Genomic DNA, 15,966 nt, shown 5'->3' on the forward strand with positions numbered 1-15,966 from the left:
TCGATCACGCAAAAAATCCATGAATAAACCAACCACTTTTTCGCTCCGCGTCATAGTGACCCGAACGGAAAAGCCAATACCTTTTGCCATGCTCATCCTCCACACTATAATAATCCCGGTGTTCTCCTTCCTGTATCCACCATTCCCGCTCAATACGCTCCGGCCCATCCGCTTTTTTTACCTGATGGGTCACCCCCTGGTAACGAAAGACCATCGGTGGGTAATCCGGAATGGGCGCAGTGACTTGAATGGCTTCGGGAACCGAAAGCAAAGTCACCGGTCTTGCCCGGTCCCTGCGCCAGTCTATGACCGGTGACTCCTTAAAATCAGAAATTACCTTCACCGAGCGCTCCGGCCAGTGATGGGGCAGGGGCAGGTAACGATGCACGATCCCTGCGCCCAGCTTTCCGGTGATCCGGTCGAGCAGTTCAGACACAGCCACCTCTTCGCCGGCTTTCTCTGTTCGCCATAGCACTTCCTGCTGAGCAGCTAGTTCTTCCACCTGCAAAGCCTCCAGCACGAAAAGTTCAATGCCCAATCGCGGTTCAATGCTATCCACCTTTAACTCAAATAATTTAAACAAATGTGGCACATGAACGCTAGCCGTACTGGTACCAATCGAAACTGACAATTCCTTTCCATCCACTCGGAAGCATTGCAGCGCCGCCTGGCGCAACCCTAAGCCATCGGCTGCTAATTTCTTGCAGAGCGACACCAGCAGTGATTCAATTGCGAGCTCAATCCCGTTTTTCGTGCGTATAGGTTCCATACTCGCCAAACGTTCACTGTATTCCACAGGTTCTGATAACGGAACAAACAATTCCTCACTTTGTCCCAGTACCTGCTCGATGCGCAGGACAGCTGCTTCCCCAATCCGGCGGCGCAATACCGAACGCGGCATGGAGATAAAACTGCCAACTGTAGTTAAGCCCAGTTTGATGAGTTTTTGGCAAGCCATACCCTCAATCCGCAAAGCCATCGGAGGCAGGGGCAAAAGAAAATCCAGTTCCTTTCCCATGGGTACAATGGGCGACACCCTTCCATAGCGCGAAACCGCCCAGGCGGCACCCATGGTATCCGCGATAGCTCCTCTGGCATGATAACCCAATTCACGAAAGCGAAAAATCACGGCTTTAAAATAGGCCCTTTCCCCGCCCCATAAATGGCAGCAGCCTGAAAAATCAATTACAAGTCCATCATCCCCATCCATCATCACCAGCGGCGAATAGCGGATGGCCCATCTTCCGATATGCTTTAACACCTTAACTGCGCGATAGCCCTGGTTTTCCACCACCTCCAGTTCCGGCAGGATCGCCCTGGCATCCGCAAGCGGCATGCCTAAAGTGATACCCGAAGCGGATGCTTCTGTGCTGACAGAACTGATCACCATCTGGTTAGCCACCTTGTCGGCAAAGACCAATGGCAACTTGCACAATTCTGGCCGCTTCACCCTTTTCCAGTCCGTCAGGAGCTCCGGAAACCATACTGCTAGATACCTTTTACTCATCAGACCACCTTCCTTTCCTTTATTGCCACAACTTCTGGCTCCAGTTCAAGTAACCTGAACCCGCCCGCCACATATTCCATCTCCCAGTTGCCAGGCTTCCCGTTTTTAACTTTCAACAGTTCCACTTTCCACCTGGGAAATCCCAGTCCAGGCATACCGCCTATGGTTTCACTGCTCAGCGCGGAAATCTGCCACCTGGCTACAGTGGTCGTTGAAGATAATTTTTCCGCATTTCGCCGGATGATGAAACAGCTGACCTTGCTTTTTTCCACCACCAGCTGAAGCCTGCGGCTTTGCGCAAAACTGATCTGATCGATTTCCATAACCACCGCAGAAAGGCTTTCACACTTCAAAGCCTCTTCAGTTGCCCACAAAACATCTTTCTCTGCACCCAAATCGATAAAGACCATCCGGTCCGGCGAAAGGCCAAAGCGGGCCAGCGCAGGCGGAAAGAGTTTACGCTGGGCACTTACATAAATGCAAATCCCCTTATCTTTCATCAATACCGAAAGCAGTGCCGCAGTAAAGCCGCCCGTGGATGCGGCATCTTCCATCGAAGTGCCAATAAATTCATGGATCGCACCAGTGGGAAACTGCCCGTTAGGAAAAGCTTCAACCAGCCCGCCCAGACCAAAGTCCACAGCAGCCCCCTCGGGAGAAAACTTAAAACCCTCAAGTTTTAAGATCTCTTTCCGCATGCTGTCGATCAAATCCTTTTTATGCTCCGCTGTCCTCATGAAATCTGCCTTACAAAATTAATACTAAAAATATTAGTAATTCATAATTGTTAACAAATTTAAGTCTAAGGTTGTTTTTGTTTATTTAAAGAGGGATTGACCGCAATTTAAATGTTGATAAATACTAAAATAAATAGTAAATAATTGCATCTTTGGTGAAAGCAAAATCAAAAACAATATGATAAATGACCCAGCTTGATTACTTTTTTACTGATTGCAATGGAAAGACTGAAAGCTATCAGATCATCCGGTTTTCTTCCGGCGAACCCTGGCGCATCGCTCTGGAAGGGGAATTCCTGGGCAGTATCGAAAAAATAGGGAAGGAGTGGTGTCAGCTGAGCGGAAAAGACCTCCAAAGAACATTTTTCATCGGCATTAGCAGCTTTATTGATGACCAGCACTTCAATAGCCTGCCCAACAATATGCTTTCCCGCTGGCCAAAACTCATCCAGGAAGTTGTGGTAAGATCAGACGAAGAATAATACCTGGTCATCTGTAAAGCAGGCATCAATTTTGAAAGTTTTCTGGGCATCTTTGCCCCGCTTTATCCCCGGGCTGTTGAAAGATGAATGGCCGGTCAGTTTTAAGCTCTTCAATCATGCCTTGATTTCAGCATCATCATTAAACCTGAAAAAAAAATGCCAATACCAGTCTACCAGCAGTGGAAGCGCTAAATATTGGCATAGCTTAGGGCTAACTGAAAATGTTTATGTGCGGCGGGTATACTTTATCCAAATTACATCATGCTCGATCTTTTTAATTCCGCTGAGCTTAAATAACGTGGATTTTGCCTTTTTTGCTTTGGGCTCAATCTCAAAAACAGAAGAATTCCCGCTGCTACCGTCAGCTAGCGGCAATAGCAGCTGATGAAATTCATCAATCAAGCCTTCATTTAAAAAGCTACCGTTGAGGTGCCCACCACCTTCAAGCATGAGTTTCTTGATGCCAAAAAGGCTTCGGAGCTTTGCTAGGGCAAGCTTAAGGTTAACCTGTTTTTTTCCTGCAAATATATACGATACGCCTATTTTTTGCAGCTGCGCCAGATAACCATCCTTGACCTGTTCGGTGAGGATAGTGATGACATGGTCGCCCTGTATGTCCGGTCTTTTCCAACCGAGCTTGCCCTGGCTATCCAAGGCGATGGCAAAGGTTTTTGCGTCATGATGAGCCACGAAATCCTTCCTATTAATGTTTCCCGCGTTTTTTTTGATGATGGGTTTCGCATAATCGGTAAAGTCCTTTTCCATGGTTCTGCGTCCCACAATCCATGCGCCATTGCCGATGCGTTCATGTACTTTCTCAAAACTTGCTTTGAGCTGTTCAACGGCTTTACTTTTGCCCCATTTTTCGCCCAGTATTTTTCCATCCAGGGAAGTCATCATCAGGCAGATTACTTTTGGTATGCTATTTTTCATTTTTTTCTTGTTCTCTTAGGGTTTTTTATCGATAAGCGTTCCTTTTAGGCCGTTAATCAAATTATGTCATCCATGCGGCTTATCTGTCAGGTTCTTTTCTAATGACGTTATATTGTGGTGAAAGCAGTTCAATGCCTGCCGAGCCTAGCCCGTCCTGGATATTTTCAAGCAGCTGGCTATAGATCAGCGCCTGCATACCGGCTTGATTGGTATAGGCATTAATCTGATAAGAAACGTAATAATCGTTCAGGTTCGTCTGCAAGACAAAAGGCTCGGGGTCAGCCAGGATATTAGGGGTTTTCTTCGCGGCATCAATCAGCAGTTCATAAACTTTTTTCCAGGGCACATCATAACCTATAGTTACCTCATAGTGCAAAATCAGTCCCAAGGAAGCCGCCTGCGCTGAATAGTTCACCGTGCTGCTGGAGAGTACCATGGCATTGGGGACAGTGATGTCTTCATTCTTGATCGTGCGTACGCGGGTCACCAGCATTGTTTTTTCAATGATATCACCCGTCACTTCTCCTATCTTAACCCGGTCACCGATTCGGAAAGGGCGCATGTAAGTGATCACCAATCCCGCTACGATGTTGCCAATTGCGCTCGAAGAACCAATGGAAATCAGGATCCCTAAAAACACCGATACCCCCTGAAAGGCCGCAGAACCGGAACCCGGGAGGTAGGGAAAGATAATGATAAGCATAAAAGCGTATAGCACAAAACGCAGGATATTGAAAGTGGGCAGGGCCCAGTCCGCATGGAAGCCGCGAAGCTGCACATTCCCCCTTTTCACTTCGTCAAAGAAATAGCGAACAGCTTTTAAACCATATCTGAAGATTAAGTAGATGACTACAATCGTAAATAAATTTGGAAGGTAGCCCGCAATGCCCTTGAGCGCAATACGTAAGGGCCCCAAAATCCAGCTTAACAGCGTACTCGTCCAGCTTTCAGTCTCCGGAAAAACGCTGAATAACAGTGGCAGGGAGAGGTAAATGGTAAGCAGGGTCACCAAAAGCCTTAATCCCCCACTGACTTTGGTGGCCAACAACTCCAGATCCTTCGCCGGGATCATGCGGATACTGCCCAGCTTGAGTCCATTTGTCCGTTTGCGAATCCGGTTATTCACCAGGGCAAGCAATCTTGAAAACAACCATTTGATGGCCATCACCATAACAAAGAGCAAGACCAGGATTAAAACGGCAAGACCAATTCGCTTGACCCAGTTAAACAGGCTATGGGCATCGCGTTCCCTGCTGATTTCTTTCCTGATCACCTGCAGGTATTCCTCAGCTAGCTGTGCATTGCTCTTGGCAAACCAGGGGCCATCCAGATTGGAGACGGTAAGGATGATTTCACTATTTTTATAAACCAGGTCAAAGTTATCGCCCGTTGCCCTTAGTTGCAGGGAATCTGTCAAAAAAAACGCATCGTTATAAACTTGTCCAATCTTTTTGGATATCCCTTGCGCCCGCTCTTGTGCACTGAAGGATCCCGTCCGGGTAAAGACATAAAAAAGCGTATCCTGGTTGAGTACCACAGGATAGCCCTTGGCATTGATTTTCAGTTTGCTGATCTCTGCTGCCTGCTGGATCTGCCGAAGTGAATCACTCAGGGCAATCTTGCGTAGTTTTTCTTCCAGTTCACGCGTCTTACGCTGGTCACCTGCTGCGGCTTTCAACTGCTTTTCGAGCTGTATCCTCACCAGCGAATCAATCTGTTTTTGCTGCTGGTCTTTGAGCAGCAGCACCTCATCAATGCTTTGGCTGGCGCTCGAAAGCGTATCAGCCTGGAAAGCCTTAAGGGTAATTGTGCTGATTAGTAGAAAAATAAGGGTATAGCTTTTAATCATTTCAGGAAATTATCGTTAACTAATCGCTGGATGCTGGCCGATGGCCACAATGGTAACCGTGAGTAAACCGCCCAATAAAAGCAAGATACCAAAACGCTGGATCAAAAGTTCTGTCTTTTTGCTGAAAGGAGTTCTGTCGGTAACCGCGAAACGGCGCAGTCCCTGTATTCTGGACCTAAGCCTCCTTCGATGCACGCTCAGGATGATCAGGGCCAATCCGAAAAAAGCCAGTACCATGCCGGCAAGTTGAAGGTCAGAAAAATATGGATTTAATTCATTTGCAATTGTCATGCTATAGCGACAAGCAGACGGTCCATAATGTTTTTATAAATTTCAATATGGTCACAGGCGCTGCGAGGATCTACCTGAACTTAGATCATATGGTCGCCTGTCCGTGGTAGCGTTTTAAGTACTTTTTCAATTGAACCTATCAGCCATCTGCACAGCCCTTCTCACCAATTCATCAACGTCAAAAGGCTTGGTGATAAATGCACTAGCAGGGCAGGGAATATCCTCGAATGAAGATTCCAAAATGGCAGATATGATAATCACCGGGATATGCGCAGTCTCATCGCTAGCATAGATTTCATTGCAAAGATTCCTGCCATCCCCGTCCGGTAATTTAATGTCAAGGATAATCAGGTCTGGCTTGATTTCCAATACCGATTTAAGAAAACCAGTAGCAGAAGCCAGCAAAGCAACCTCAAAGCCAGCATCGACCATGGCCTCAGCAATCATTTCCGCATTGGAGGCATAATCTTCGACAATTAAAACTTTGTGAGTGGACATAATAGTTAAATATAATACAGAAGATGCTAATAAAAAATACCCGCCCATATTTTGCGTATAAATCCCATCCATACCTAAAAACAAATCCAGCCAAACCAAGGAGGGATAAGATATGTTATAGAGCTATACTTATAAAAAACCGAAATTATGGCAAGAGGAACAAAAGTAGAGCGCAAGTCGGTATCCAACCAGGATCATGAAATCAATTACGAAGCAAAGAAGCTGGAGGTAAGACCCGATAAAATCAAGGACGCTAAATCCGCATCAGGAAACCAGCGCAAAGACATCGAGAAAAAAGTAAAATAGAAATCAGCCCCGAAAGGGGCTTTTTAGCATTGTATGAAAATTGCAACCTACAACATCAACGGTATCAACGGCCGCATCGATACGCTACTGAAATGGCTAAAGTTATCCGAGCCCGATATCGTGTGCCTGCAGGAACTCAAATGCGAAGATAAATCCTTCCCCATACATAAAATAAATCAAGCCGGCTACCAGGCCATCTGGCATGGACAGAAAGCCTGGAATGGCGTCGCGGTATTATCCAAAAAGCCCATCAAAGAACTTCGAAGGGACCTGCCAGGCGAAGATCCCCAGTTCAGCCATAGCCGTTACCTGGAAGTATTTACCTATGATGTAGTTATTGGCTGCATTTACCTGCCTTTCGGGAATCCCCTGCCAGGGGAAAAATATGAATTTAAAAAACGCTGGTTTTCGAGGTTAATCCAGCATGCGCTCACCCTGATCGCTACCGGCCTTCCGGTCATGCTCATTGGCGATTATAACGTCATGCCTACGGAACTGGATGCCTATAAACCTGAAAAATATAAAAATGATGCCCTCTTCCGTCCCGAAATACGAGAAAACTTCCAGGCGCTGCTGGATCAGGGTTGGACCGATGCCATACGAACCCTTTATCCCGGTGAGCGAATTTATACCTACTGGGACTACCTTAGGAAAGCCTGGGAAAGGGACGCCGGCCTGCGGCTAGATCATTTCCTGTTGACACCTGACCTTGCTGAAAAACTTAAAAGCGCAAACGTGGATAAGCAGCTCCGCGGCTGGGAAGGGGCTAGCGACCATGCCCCGGTCTGGATTGAACTGGCCGGTAAACCCCTGAAAAAGAATCTTAAAAAATCAAATTCCAATTCAAAAGCAGCTACCAGCACCTTAAAACACTTATCTCCGGAAATCGCTGCGATACTTAAAGAAGCGCAAAAGAGCCCGATGCCGGAAAACCTCAAGCCCATGAAAGCCACCCTGGTGGACTCACCATTTGATGAGCCCGGCTGGATTTATGAGATCAAGTGGGACGGTTACCGCGCGCTAGCTTATACCCAAAGCGAAGGGACCAAACTTTATTCCAGAAACAACCTGGAATTTGTCCAGTTCAGCGAGATCACGCAGGCGCTAAATCAGCTGAAGCTAAACGCAGTACTCGACGGCGAAATTGTGGCACTCAAAGACGACCTTAGCGCAAACTTCGGCGCACTCCAAAACTGGAAAAACACCAAAAACGCCAAGCTGCATTATTATATCTTTGACATTCTGTGGCTGGAAGGCTATTCGCTGCTCAGCCTCAAGCTGAGCCAGCGCAGGCAAATCCTGGAGGCGTTGCTTTCAAAAGATGATGAGCAGCTCAAAATAAGCCAGGCTTTCCTCACCAGCGGGATCGAGTTTTTTGATGCAGCAAAGCGAATGAAACTCGAAGGCATTATTGCCAAACGGGCGGACAGTTATTATTCTTCCGACAGCCGCTCACGTGAATGGCTCAAGATCAAGGCCAAAAGACGCCAGGAGGTGGTTATTGGCGGCTATACCCGAAATGAAGGTACCCAGAAATATTTTAGCGCACTAGCTCTTGGGGTATATGATGAAAAAGGCAAACTCCAATACATCGGCAAAGTCGGTACGGGATTTAACCAGGCCAGCCAAAAAGCGCTCATGGCTGAATTTGAAAAACGCATCAGCAAAACCTGCCCCTTTGAAACTACCCCGGATGTGGATGAACCCTCACCATTCCGGCCGCAAAGGCTCGGCACTAAACCTACCTGGCTAAAACCCACCCTGATTTGCGAGGTAGAATTTGCAGAACTCACCAACGATGGAAAACTGCGTCAAGCTTCTTTTAAAGGCCTGCGGGAAGATAAAGATCCAAAAGAAATCATCCTTGAAAAAGAAGCGGACACCCAAACCCTTACTAAAGGAGCGGAAATACAGCATAATTTAGCTGAAAACAAAGCCCTCAAGCCCAGCACCAAGATCCCAAAAGCGACCAAAAACATAAAGAATACTAAGCCATTTCTCTCCGGCCCGGCCCAGGTGGAGGAAAAAAAGGTGGATGGCCATAACCTTAAATTCACAAACCTGAATAAATTATACTGGCCCGAAGATGGGGTGACTAAGCGGGATATGTTTAATTATTATGAGGCGGTCTCACCACTGATGCTCCCTTACCTCAAAGACCGGCCAATGTCGCTTAACCGCTATCCCGGTGGCATCCACTCCAAAAGTTTCTATCAAAAGAACGTTAAGGAAACTGCCCCCGGCTGGGCCCGTACCATGCCCCATACCAATGAAAAAGGAGAGGAGAAAGAGTATTTGTTGGGAGATGATAAAGCGACCCTGTTATGGATGGCCTCGCTCGGCTGCATTGAAATGAACCCCTGGTTTTCCAGGACTCAAAGTCCCGATCATCCCGATTACTGCGTGATTGACCTGGATCCGGATAAAAATACCTTCGAGCAGGTGATCCAGGCGGCTCAGGTTACCCATGAAATATTAAAGAGTATTAACATAGAAAGTTATCCCAAAACTTCCGGATCCACCGGTATACACATCTATATCCCCCTTGGCGCACAATACACCTATACCCAAAGCCAGCTTTTTGCAAATCTGATCGTCCGGCAGGTCAACCGGGAACTCCCAAAATTTACCACCCTCGAACGCTCGATCAGAAAACGTGGCGGCAAAATGTACCTCGATTTCCTGCAGAACCGGCCTGGCGCAACCATTGCCGGTGTTTATTCACTTCGCCCAAAACCAGGCGCTACCGTTTCCATGCCCTTAAGCTGGGATGAAGTTAAACCCGGACTAAAGATGAAGGACTTTACCATATTTAACGCCACCTCTCGACTGAAAGAAACCGGAGATTTATTTGCAGGTACTTTAGGTAAAGGAATCGACATGCAGCAAATCATCCGGCAGGCAAAAGCGACTTTCCTTTAAGCTTAAAAATGGCTGAACAAACCCTGAAACCTAAAGAAACGAAAACGACCGAGAATTGGATAAGCCTTAAGTTTGGATAATATAAAGCCGCTTAGCGCTGGCCAGCCCGTGGCGCTAACGTTAGAAACATACGCTTACCTTCCAATTTAGGCAATAATTCGACCTTACCAACAGCCTCCAAAGCCTGCGCAAACTTAAGCAGCAGGATCTCCCCACGTTCCTTATAAACAATCGATCGTCCCTTGAAATGCACATAAGCCCGTACTTTCTCGCCACTGTCCAGAAAGGAAAGGGCATGCTTGAGCTTAAACTGAAAATCATGCTCATCGGTATTCGGACCAAAGCGGATATCCTTGATAATGGTCTGCTTGGCCTTACTTTTGATTTCCTTCTGCTTTTTCTTCTGCTGGAAAAGAAATTTGCTGTAATCAATTATCTTGCAAACCGGAGGGGAGGCCTTGGGTGAAATCTCCACCAGGTCAAGCCCAAGTTCTTCCGCCAAGCCAAGCGCCTGGGCCAGTGGGTAAATATTCATCTCAACATTCTCGCCGGTAACACGGACTTCAGGTGAGGTAATGAATTGATTGATTTTATGTTCCGCTTCTTTTTTTCTGAAGGGTAAGCGTGTACCCTTATAAAATCCTGCTTTTTTTAATGCCAAATTTGATAAGTTTTAATGAAAAATAAATTACTCGAGGACAGTCAATAGCGATGGAATTGATAATGTAGCAAATTTCAAAGCCTCCGCCAAATAAATTCCCCATCATGACTTTAGTATTACCTGGCACATTTATTCTCGCCAGGTGATATACTAATAAAAGCCCAAGAATAATTTACTGAAGCGAAGCTGCAACTTCTGCTAAGAGCGAATCGATATGAAAAGGCTTTGCCATAAACCCTTGTGCGGTGCAGGACTGCTCGATAATGGTACTGCTGGGATCTACGCTCATCATCAATACCGGAATTTGCCGGGTCGATTCATTATTTTTCAGCAGGGAGCAGACGTCAATCCCGTGTCCATCGGGCATCACATCGAGAATAAAAAGATCGGCAAGGTGGTGGTTATCCCGGCGCATAAATTCTGATACGCTAGCAAATGCCTCCACCTGATAATTTTCATCCTCCAGTAAAATTGTCACCACATCGCGCATCGCCTGATCATCTTCAAGTAAATATATCTTTTTTGCCATAACCGAATTCAATTGACTTGAAAACCCTAATTCAAGGGCAATTGTTTTTTCCAAAGCCTATAAAACGCAAACAAAATGGATAACCTGCATCGCCCGCCATCCCTTCCTTGCCAATACAACCATCTGCTTTGCTCATCTGCGAAAAAGGTGGCTTTCAAAACAACCTAAGCTATCTCGCTAAGATTTACCCCAGGGCTTAACGGGTGGCAATAAATCAAAACTTATCTAAATTACTGATGTTAACAGGATAGCATGAAAAACATTATCGGAATCAAAATCAGTAAAGGATCGAGCGCCATCATCGCAGCTAGCATTACCGCCTTTGCGCTCGTATCGGCCTACCTATTGCATAAAGGCAAACAGTACCGAAAGGAAAAACAAATATTAAAATCCTTAAACCAGGAAAACCTCAACATGGAGCGATATGTATTTACCCTGCCCAGTGACCAGGGCGATATTGATGTAATCGTCGAACAAGGCGGCGAATGTTATGCAGTCCGTTTAAACGGAAAATACGCCGGCAGCATGTGGCAGGATGAAGAAAACGAATTGTTTTGGCATAGCCATGACAAGGCGCTCCAGCCTTATGTATTTGAAATAGCAGCCAAGCTCTCGGAAGCTTTTTCCAGACAAGGATTCCCCTCAATACTAAAAGGAACCTATCCCGAAATCACCGATACTGAATGGAAAAGCAGCGAAACGCTGGAAATCACCCTTAAGCCGGATATTGACTTTGAAGTATTCACCTCCTTTTTAAAAGATGAAGTGCTCAACCTGGTCAGCTTTGAGGAGCACCTGGACCTGATGGTAAAAAAAGAAAACCAAGATTATTTCATGCTTATCAGTGTTAATTAAACCAAAAACCATGGGAAATACCAAAATAAATAACCACAAAGAGGATATCCCTGATCCAGAAGATATCAGGGAGCGTTACCAAATCGAAGACGAGGCAGATACCCTGGAACTTTTTGAAGATGAAAACGAACACCGGGAAATAAACGCCGATGATCCAACCGAACTTCAATACTGGGCGGAAGAATTTCAGATCAGCAGCGAACAGTTAAAAGCCGCCATCATCATCAACGGCACTAAAGTCCGGGAGATCAAAAAATATTTAAGCGCATAATTATGGCAGAATTACCGGATTTAACCGTCTTTGCCAATATATTGAACAAAAAATTTAAGGGCAAGAAATTAAAAAAGCTGGAGGTGAAAGTCGCTAAAAAGCTCAAGGTTACCACCGAAGAACTTCAAGAAGCACTGGAGCATCAAACACTACAAAAAGTAGAACGCTCCGGCAAAACGCTGCAATTTCATTTTGGAAAAAACACCATCTTAGGTCTGCATCTTATGCTCCAGGGAGAACTTAAAGAAATCAGCAGCGCTGATCCGCTACCCAAACACTGCATCTTAGCTTTTCACTTTAAAAATAGTAAGGGTTTTGCAGTAACCGATATCCTTAAACAGGCTACCCCGGCCCTAAATCCAGCGGAAAACAAAGTTCCCGATGCGCTCGAAATTGCCGAAAAGGAATTCTTAACCTTGCTTTCCAAAAGAAAAAAGACCATCAAAGAACTCTTAATGGATCAAAAAGCCATTCGCGGTATAGGAAATTCTTACGGAGATGAAATCCTGTGGGCGGCTAAGATCTCCCCGCTATCGATAGCCAATAAAATTCCTGAATCGAATGCCAAATACCTCTATGAGTGCATTTCCAAGACCTTAAAGCAGGCCATCAGCGATATTGAAAAAGCAAACAGCGATGAGCTTACCGGCGAACTACGGGACTTTATGAAAGTGCATGGCGCAAAAATCAAAACATCCCCAACAGGTATCCCTGTCAAACAGACCACCATAGGTGGAAGGACCGCTTACTTTACCCAGGAACAGCACTTATACACCTAACAATAACTATCCATGAAAAAAGTTTCCCTTAGCATTGCAAAACAAAAATACCAGATCTCCCTGCAGCCAGACCGCACTTTTGAAGTTTCGCAGGATGAAAACCATCTGGCCACCATTTACCCCTCGCAGGGCCATTTAAAACTCATCTGGAAAAGTAAGGATAAAATTGAAGGGTCACTGCTGAGCAAACTTGGCGAAGCCATCGAAGCCTATCAGCGCTCCAGCCAAACGCTTTAAAACGATCATTCGATGCAAATCCAGAACCTCATCGGTATCGCTGCAGGCTGCCTGACCGCCGTCTCACTATTACCCCAGATCATCAAAGTCATCCGTGAAAAGAATGCTGAAACCATCTCCACACTCATGCCCTTTGTCCTGCTTATCGGAAACGGCCTTTGGGTATATTACGGTATTTTACTCAGCGCCTGGCCCATCACCATTACCAATGCCTTTTCCCTGCTTTGCGATCTGCTGCTTATTCTGCTGCGTTTTCGATATAAACCTAAAAGTAAAGACTAACCAAACTCAACTGCAGGCAAAAAAAAAGGCGGAAAAGCTCACTCTTCCGCCGATATGAATACGATCATAATACCTTAACGATTACCTTGCGTCCAGAAGTTCAACCAAAGCCTTCGCTGCAGGACCTGCTGACAGCGGATTTTGCCCGGTAATAAGTAACCCATCTATTTCCACATGCGATAAAAATGGCACCAATGCCGTTTTCACCTCTGCACCTAAGCTTTTAAGTTTTTCCTCCAGCAAATAAGGCACATTCCCACTTCTTCCAACTAAAGTTTCCTCGGTATCACTGAAAGCCGAAATTCGCTTTCCTCTTAAAAAGCCTGGCCGAAGGTTTTCTGCGCTGAGGAGCGCCGCGGGTCCGTGGCAAACCAGTCCCACTGGCTTGGATGTATCCAGAAACGCTAAAATCAAAAGACCGCTTTCATTATCCTTCGCCAAATCCCAAATCGGACCATGACCCCCAGGATAAAATACTGCATCATAGTCAGCTGCGTAAACCTGACCCAGGGTATGGGTATGCGAAAAGGCAAGCATTGCAAGCTCATCATCCAAAAACCTGCGGTTAGCGCCGCTAATGTGCTCGGTAAGTTCACTCATTGGATCCACAGGGGGCCTGCCGCCCTTAGGGCTACAGAGGGTCACCTCGATCCCTGCATCCAAAAAAGTATAATAGGGATCGGTAAATTCCCCGAGCCATACCCCTGTTTTACCCTCGGTGTGCTCCAGCTCACTGTGAGAGGAAAGCACCATCAATAATTTTTTCATCCTGGATTATTTATCATCAGCGGAAGTTCATTACCTTCTTCATCTACCCGCTGATGCTTGTCCCAATTGCCCAGCGCTCTATTACTATTCTGCTGCTTAGCCTGCTTTGAAAGAGCATTAGCATTTTTATTGGCTTTATTAGCTTCCTGCACGTTAGTGCCAGTCTTTGGATCGGTCATAATTGCTGAATTTTTCTATTATAACACCAGAAATGCGCAATGGTTCTGAAAAGTCAGACCGAATCCAACACTGGCCAACTATTCAATGATTACTAATAAATGCAAACCAGCAACCAATTTTCAATGTTGTAGCTACATGGAAACAGCCGTCCCCGGATTATTTATCTATCCCGATTTCATTAGCAGCGAAAAAGAAGCGGCGCTTCTCGCTGAAATTGACAGCCAGGTCTGGATGGTCGATTATGCGCGTAGGCTTCAGTATTACGGCTTCCGCAATGAACTCGAAGAACCTTACGAATTGATCGCCATCCCGCTGGAGATCCCGCCACAAATTTATCAGTTTTCCAAAGATATCCACCGCCAGAATCTGCTAAGCCTACAACCTGATCAGGTCATTATCAATGAGTATCAGCCAGGGGAAGGTATCCGTCCACACAAAGACCGCAATTACTATCAAAACCAAATCTGCGGGGTAAATTTGGCAAGTGGCTGCGTAATGCGTTTCATCAGGGGAAAAAACTTGGAAGTCATTGATATAGAAATCCCCAGACGCTCGCTATATATCATGCAGGATGATGCCCGCAAAAAATGGACCCATGGCATCCCGCCCAGAAAAAAGGATATTATTGAAGGAAATGTGAAACACCGCCAAAGAAGGGTTTCCATTACTTACCGGAAAGTCAAACCCGGTAAAGTGCATCCGATTAATCCCCAAGGCAGGGTAGCGGCTATGTTAGCGGAAAAATTTGATCTTAAGTCAAAATAACATTAGCAAAACCAAAAATTAAAATCTAACAAATAATCCCTTACTCAAAAAAAACAAAACCATGATAGAATTAGCTTACACCCATACCACAAAAGACAACACTAAACAGACCTATACCATCGTTGAATACGCTAGTCCAGACCAGTTTGACTTCATGAAAAACGGAGACCTTGTTCACCGGGCAGCCAAAAAGGATGGTAGATGGGTGCAAACCGATAATAGCAATATCGATGGCGAAACCATTGATGCCCTTGGAAAATTCATGGATGAGCACCATAAAAGCATTAAAGGCTATTAAGTTTTAATCCATCCCGTTTTCGCTGGTGTGGGTTATTTGGACTAGCGCTGACTGGACATGTCCAGTAGGTACACCATAGCTGACCCGCGGGCTAATATTTTTCAGCCTACCAACTGGCAGATTTGAAAATCAGATCATGAATAAAACTTTCATCCAGGCGATAATCCTCCTCCGATTGATTTTGATTACTGTATATGTTAAAAATCAAAACTTATCGATAAAATATTTGGTTGTATTATAACTTACCTAACAAAACACCAAATGGCTATAAAACAATCAGGGGGCGATCCAAAGTTCGCAACCAAAACCACTGCGCAGGAATTGCCTGCCTTAAAGGAATTATTTAAAGATGGTATTGCTGACCTATATTGGGCGGAAAACCATTTAACAAAGGCCTTGCCGAAAATGATTTCAGCGGCAAGCGCTGCGCCCTTGCAAAAAGCAATCAGTAAACATCTCGAGGAAACGCTAAACCACGTTTCCAGGTTGGAAAAGATATTTGAATTATTGGCAGCAAAACCATTAGCAAAAAAATGTGATGCCATGGAAGGCTTGACCAAAGAAGCCGAAGGCATCGTAGAACAAACACCCCCAGGTAGTGCAACCCGTGATGTAGGTATCATACTCGCTTCGCAAAAAGTAGAACATTATGAAATTGCCAGTTACCGTGGACTGCAACAATTAGCATACACAATGGGCCTTGAGGAAATAGCAGGCCTACTGGCGCAGACGCTCGAGGAAGAGAAAAATGCGGATAGCAAACTTACCGACATTGCACAAAAAGATATCAATTACCAGGCAGGAGAAGAAGCCTAA

At 45.6% G+C, this 15,966-nt stretch carries 21 protein-coding genes; 11 read left to right on the top strand and 10 right to left on the bottom strand.

The window, feature by feature from the left end:
- Nucleotides 1-4 precede the first annotated feature (4 nt).
- Nucleotides 5-1,507 (bottom strand): DNA polymerase Y family protein, encoded by a 1,503-nt coding sequence (locus R2R71_RS13350; RefSeq protein WP_316831771.1) that lies wholly within the window; start codon nucleotides 1,505-1,507, stop codon nucleotides 5-7.
- Entirely contained in the window at nucleotides 1,507-2,244 is a 738-nt protein-coding gene (locus tag R2R71_RS13355) for an Error-prone repair protein ImuA (RefSeq protein WP_316831772.1), read from the bottom strand. The genes R2R71_RS13350 and R2R71_RS13355 overlap by 1 nt, the downstream gene beginning before the upstream one ends.
- 185 nt (nucleotides 2,245-2,429) lie before the next feature.
- Here R2R71_RS13355 and R2R71_RS13360 point away from each other — a divergent pair, with 185 nt between their 5' ends.
- Nucleotides 2,430-2,726: a hypothetical protein gene (locus R2R71_RS13360; RefSeq protein ID WP_316831773.1), complete on the top strand. Its 297-nt coding sequence runs from the start codon at nucleotides 2,430-2,432 to the stop codon at nucleotides 2,724-2,726.
- 225 nt (nucleotides 2,727-2,951) lie between these two features.
- Here the strand turns inward: R2R71_RS13360 and R2R71_RS13365 are convergent, their stop codons facing one another.
- From R2R71_RS13365 to R2R71_RS13380, 4 genes are all read right to left on the bottom strand, one after another.
- Entirely contained in the window at nucleotides 2,952-3,659 is a 708-nt protein-coding gene (locus R2R71_RS13365) for a RibD family protein (protein WP_316831774.1), read from the bottom strand.
- A gap of 79 nt (nucleotides 3,660-3,738) precedes the next feature.
- Entirely contained in the window at nucleotides 3,739-5,508 is a 1,770-nt protein-coding gene (locus R2R71_RS13370; protein WP_316831775.1) for a mechanosensitive ion channel domain-containing protein, read from the bottom strand.
- Nucleotides 5,509-5,523: 15 nt separating this feature from the next.
- Nucleotides 5,524-5,799 carry a hypothetical protein gene (locus R2R71_RS13375; protein ID WP_316831776.1) on the bottom strand — a complete coding sequence of 92 codons (276 nt, stop codon included), beginning with the start codon at nucleotides 5,797-5,799 and terminating at the stop codon, nucleotides 5,524-5,526.
- 126 nt (nucleotides 5,800-5,925) lie between these two features.
- On the bottom strand, nucleotides 5,926-6,396 hold the full coding sequence (locus R2R71_RS13380; RefSeq protein ID WP_316831777.1) for a response regulator transcription factor: 471 nt from the start codon (nucleotides 6,394-6,396) through the stop codon (nucleotides 5,926-5,928).
- A 48-nt stretch (nucleotides 6,397-6,444) separates the two neighbouring features.
- On the opposite strand from R2R71_RS13380, the gene R2R71_RS13385 reads away from it, so the two are divergent.
- A complete protein-coding gene (locus R2R71_RS13385) occupies nucleotides 6,445-6,603 on the top strand; it encodes a DUF3606 domain-containing protein (protein WP_316831778.1) in 159 nt (52 codons plus the stop codon).
- Between the two features lie 33 nt (nucleotides 6,604-6,636).
- Complete coding sequence (gene ligD, locus R2R71_RS13390; protein ID WP_316831779.1) at nucleotides 6,637-9,525, top strand: DNA ligase D; 2,889 nt, start codon at nucleotides 6,637-6,639, stop codon at nucleotides 9,523-9,525.
- Between the two features lie 91 nt (nucleotides 9,526-9,616).
- Here ligD and infC read toward each other — a convergent pair whose 3' ends face one another.
- Nucleotides 9,617-10,186, bottom strand: a complete 570-nt coding sequence (gene infC / locus R2R71_RS13395; RefSeq protein ID WP_316831780.1) for a translation initiation factor IF-3 — start codon at nucleotides 10,184-10,186, stop codon at nucleotides 9,617-9,619.
- A gap of 172 nt (nucleotides 10,187-10,358) precedes the next feature.
- Nucleotides 10,359-10,769: a response regulator transcription factor gene (locus R2R71_RS13400; protein WP_316831781.1), complete on the bottom strand. Its 411-nt coding sequence runs from the start codon at nucleotides 10,767-10,769 to the stop codon at nucleotides 10,359-10,361.
- 198 nt (nucleotides 10,770-10,967) lie between these two features.
- Here R2R71_RS13400 and R2R71_RS13405 point away from each other — a divergent pair, with 198 nt between their 5' ends.
- The 5 genes from R2R71_RS13405 to R2R71_RS13425 are packed head-to-tail and all read left to right on the top strand — an operon-like array spanning nucleotide 10,968 to nucleotide 13,139.
- Nucleotides 10,968-11,570 (top strand): hypothetical protein, encoded by a 603-nt coding sequence (locus R2R71_RS13405; protein ID WP_316831782.1) that lies wholly within the window; start codon nucleotides 10,968-10,970, stop codon nucleotides 11,568-11,570.
- A gap of 10 nt (nucleotides 11,571-11,580) precedes the next feature.
- Complete coding sequence (locus R2R71_RS13410; protein ID WP_316831783.1) at nucleotides 11,581-11,841, top strand: DUF3606 domain-containing protein; 261 nt, start codon at nucleotides 11,581-11,583, stop codon at nucleotides 11,839-11,841.
- 2 nt (nucleotides 11,842-11,843) lie between these two features.
- Nucleotides 11,844-12,620 (top strand): DNA-formamidopyrimidine glycosylase family protein, encoded by a 777-nt coding sequence (locus tag R2R71_RS13415; protein ID WP_316831784.1) that lies wholly within the window; start codon nucleotides 11,844-11,846, stop codon nucleotides 12,618-12,620.
- 12 nt (nucleotides 12,621-12,632) lie between these two features.
- Entirely contained in the window at nucleotides 12,633-12,857 is a 225-nt protein-coding gene (locus R2R71_RS13420; RefSeq protein ID WP_316831785.1) for a hypothetical protein, read from the top strand.
- A 12-nt stretch (nucleotides 12,858-12,869) separates the two neighbouring features.
- The gene (locus tag R2R71_RS13425) at nucleotides 12,870-13,139 is read left to right on the top strand and encodes a SemiSWEET transporter (protein ID WP_316831786.1); all 270 of its coding nucleotides are present in this window, start codon (nucleotides 12,870-12,872) and stop codon (nucleotides 13,137-13,139) included.
- 81 nt (nucleotides 13,140-13,220) lie between these two features.
- Here the strand turns inward: R2R71_RS13425 and R2R71_RS13430 are convergent, their stop codons facing one another.
- Together R2R71_RS13430 and R2R71_RS13435 are read right to left on the bottom strand one after the other, a co-directional pair.
- Nucleotides 13,221-13,892, bottom strand: coding sequence for a type 1 glutamine amidotransferase domain-containing protein (locus R2R71_RS13430; protein ID WP_316831787.1), 672 nt, complete (start codon nucleotides 13,890-13,892; stop codon nucleotides 13,221-13,223).
- Nucleotides 13,893-13,903: 11 nt separating this feature from the next.
- The gene (locus tag R2R71_RS13435) at nucleotides 13,904-14,086 is read right to left on the bottom strand and encodes a hypothetical protein (RefSeq protein ID WP_316831788.1); all 183 of its coding nucleotides are present in this window, start codon (nucleotides 14,084-14,086) and stop codon (nucleotides 13,904-13,906) included.
- A 136-nt stretch (nucleotides 14,087-14,222) separates the two neighbouring features.
- Between R2R71_RS13435 and R2R71_RS13440 the strand changes: the two genes are divergently transcribed.
- The 3 genes from R2R71_RS13440 to R2R71_RS13450 all read left to right on the top strand — a co-directional run bounded on the left by R2R71_RS13440 (nucleotide 14,223) and on the right by R2R71_RS13450 (nucleotide 15,966).
- A complete protein-coding gene (locus tag R2R71_RS13440) occupies nucleotides 14,223-14,852 on the top strand; it encodes an alpha-ketoglutarate-dependent dioxygenase AlkB (RefSeq protein WP_316831789.1) in 630 nt (209 codons plus the stop codon).
- Between the two features lie 61 nt (nucleotides 14,853-14,913).
- Nucleotides 14,914-15,150 (top strand): hypothetical protein, encoded by a 237-nt coding sequence (locus R2R71_RS13445; RefSeq protein WP_316831790.1) that lies wholly within the window; start codon nucleotides 14,914-14,916, stop codon nucleotides 15,148-15,150.
- A 261-nt stretch (nucleotides 15,151-15,411) separates the two neighbouring features.
- Nucleotides 15,412-15,966: a ferritin-like domain-containing protein gene (locus tag R2R71_RS13450; protein ID WP_316831791.1), complete on the top strand. Its 555-nt coding sequence runs from the start codon at nucleotides 15,412-15,414 to the stop codon at nucleotides 15,964-15,966.

Origin of the sequence: Pedobacter aquatilis, assembly GCF_032678405.1 — a bacterium.
Taxonomy (GTDB): domain Bacteria; phylum Bacteroidota; class Bacteroidia; order Sphingobacteriales; family Sphingobacteriaceae; genus Pedobacter; species Pedobacter aquatilis_A.

Excerpts from the sequence above, each read along its gene's own strand:
- R2R71_RS13385 (WP_316831778.1), top strand. The coding sequence starts at position 6,445 with ATGGCAAGAGGAACAAAAGTAGAGCGCAAGTCGGTATCCAACCAGGAT.
- R2R71_RS13415 (WP_316831784.1), top strand. The coding sequence starts at position 11,844 with ATGGCAGAATTACCGGATTTAACCGTCTTTGCCAATATATTGAACAAA.
- R2R71_RS13410 (WP_316831783.1), top strand. The coding sequence starts at position 11,581 with ATGGGAAATACCAAAATAAATAACCACAAAGAGGATATCCCTGATCCA.
- ligD (WP_316831779.1), top strand. The coding sequence starts at position 6,637 with ATGAAAATTGCAACCTACAACATCAACGGTATCAACGGCCGCATCGAT.
- R2R71_RS13405 (WP_316831782.1), top strand. The coding sequence starts at position 10,968 with ATGAAAAACATTATCGGAATCAAAATCAGTAAAGGATCGAGCGCCATC.
- R2R71_RS13435 (WP_316831788.1), bottom strand. The coding sequence starts at position 14,086 with ATGACCGATCCAAAGACTGGCACTAACGTGCAGGAAGCTAATAAAGCC.
- R2R71_RS13360 (WP_316831773.1), top strand. The coding sequence starts at position 2,430 with ATGACCCAGCTTGATTACTTTTTTACTGATTGCAATGGAAAGACTGAA.
- R2R71_RS13445 (WP_316831790.1), top strand. The coding sequence starts at position 14,914 with ATGATAGAATTAGCTTACACCCATACCACAAAAGACAACACTAAACAG.
- R2R71_RS13450 (WP_316831791.1), top strand. The coding sequence starts at position 15,412 with ATGGCTATAAAACAATCAGGGGGCGATCCAAAGTTCGCAACCAAAACC.
- R2R71_RS13440 (WP_316831789.1), top strand. The coding sequence starts at position 14,223 with ATGGAAACAGCCGTCCCCGGATTATTTATCTATCCCGATTTCATTAGC.
- R2R71_RS13420 (WP_316831785.1), top strand. The coding sequence starts at position 12,633 with ATGAAAAAAGTTTCCCTTAGCATTGCAAAACAAAAATACCAGATCTCC.
- R2R71_RS13425 (WP_316831786.1), top strand. The coding sequence starts at position 12,870 with ATGCAAATCCAGAACCTCATCGGTATCGCTGCAGGCTGCCTGACCGCC.
- R2R71_RS13350 (WP_316831771.1), bottom strand. The coding sequence starts at position 1,507 with ATGAGTAAAAGGTATCTAGCAGTATGGTTTCCGGAGCTCCTGACGGAC.
- R2R71_RS13375 (WP_316831776.1), bottom strand. The coding sequence starts at position 5,799 with ATGACAATTGCAAATGAATTAAATCCATATTTTTCTGACCTTCAACTT.
- R2R71_RS13365 (WP_316831774.1), bottom strand. The coding sequence starts at position 3,659 with ATGAAAAATAGCATACCAAAAGTAATCTGCCTGATGATGACTTCCCTG.
- R2R71_RS13370 (WP_316831775.1), bottom strand. The coding sequence starts at position 5,508 with ATGATTAAAAGCTATACCCTTATTTTTCTACTAATCAGCACAATTACC.
- R2R71_RS13355 (WP_316831772.1), bottom strand. The coding sequence starts at position 2,244 with ATGAGGACAGCGGAGCATAAAAAGGATTTGATCGACAGCATGCGGAAA.
- R2R71_RS13430 (WP_316831787.1), bottom strand. The coding sequence starts at position 13,892 with ATGGTGCTTTCCTCTCACAGTGAGCTGGAGCACACCGAGGGTAAAACA.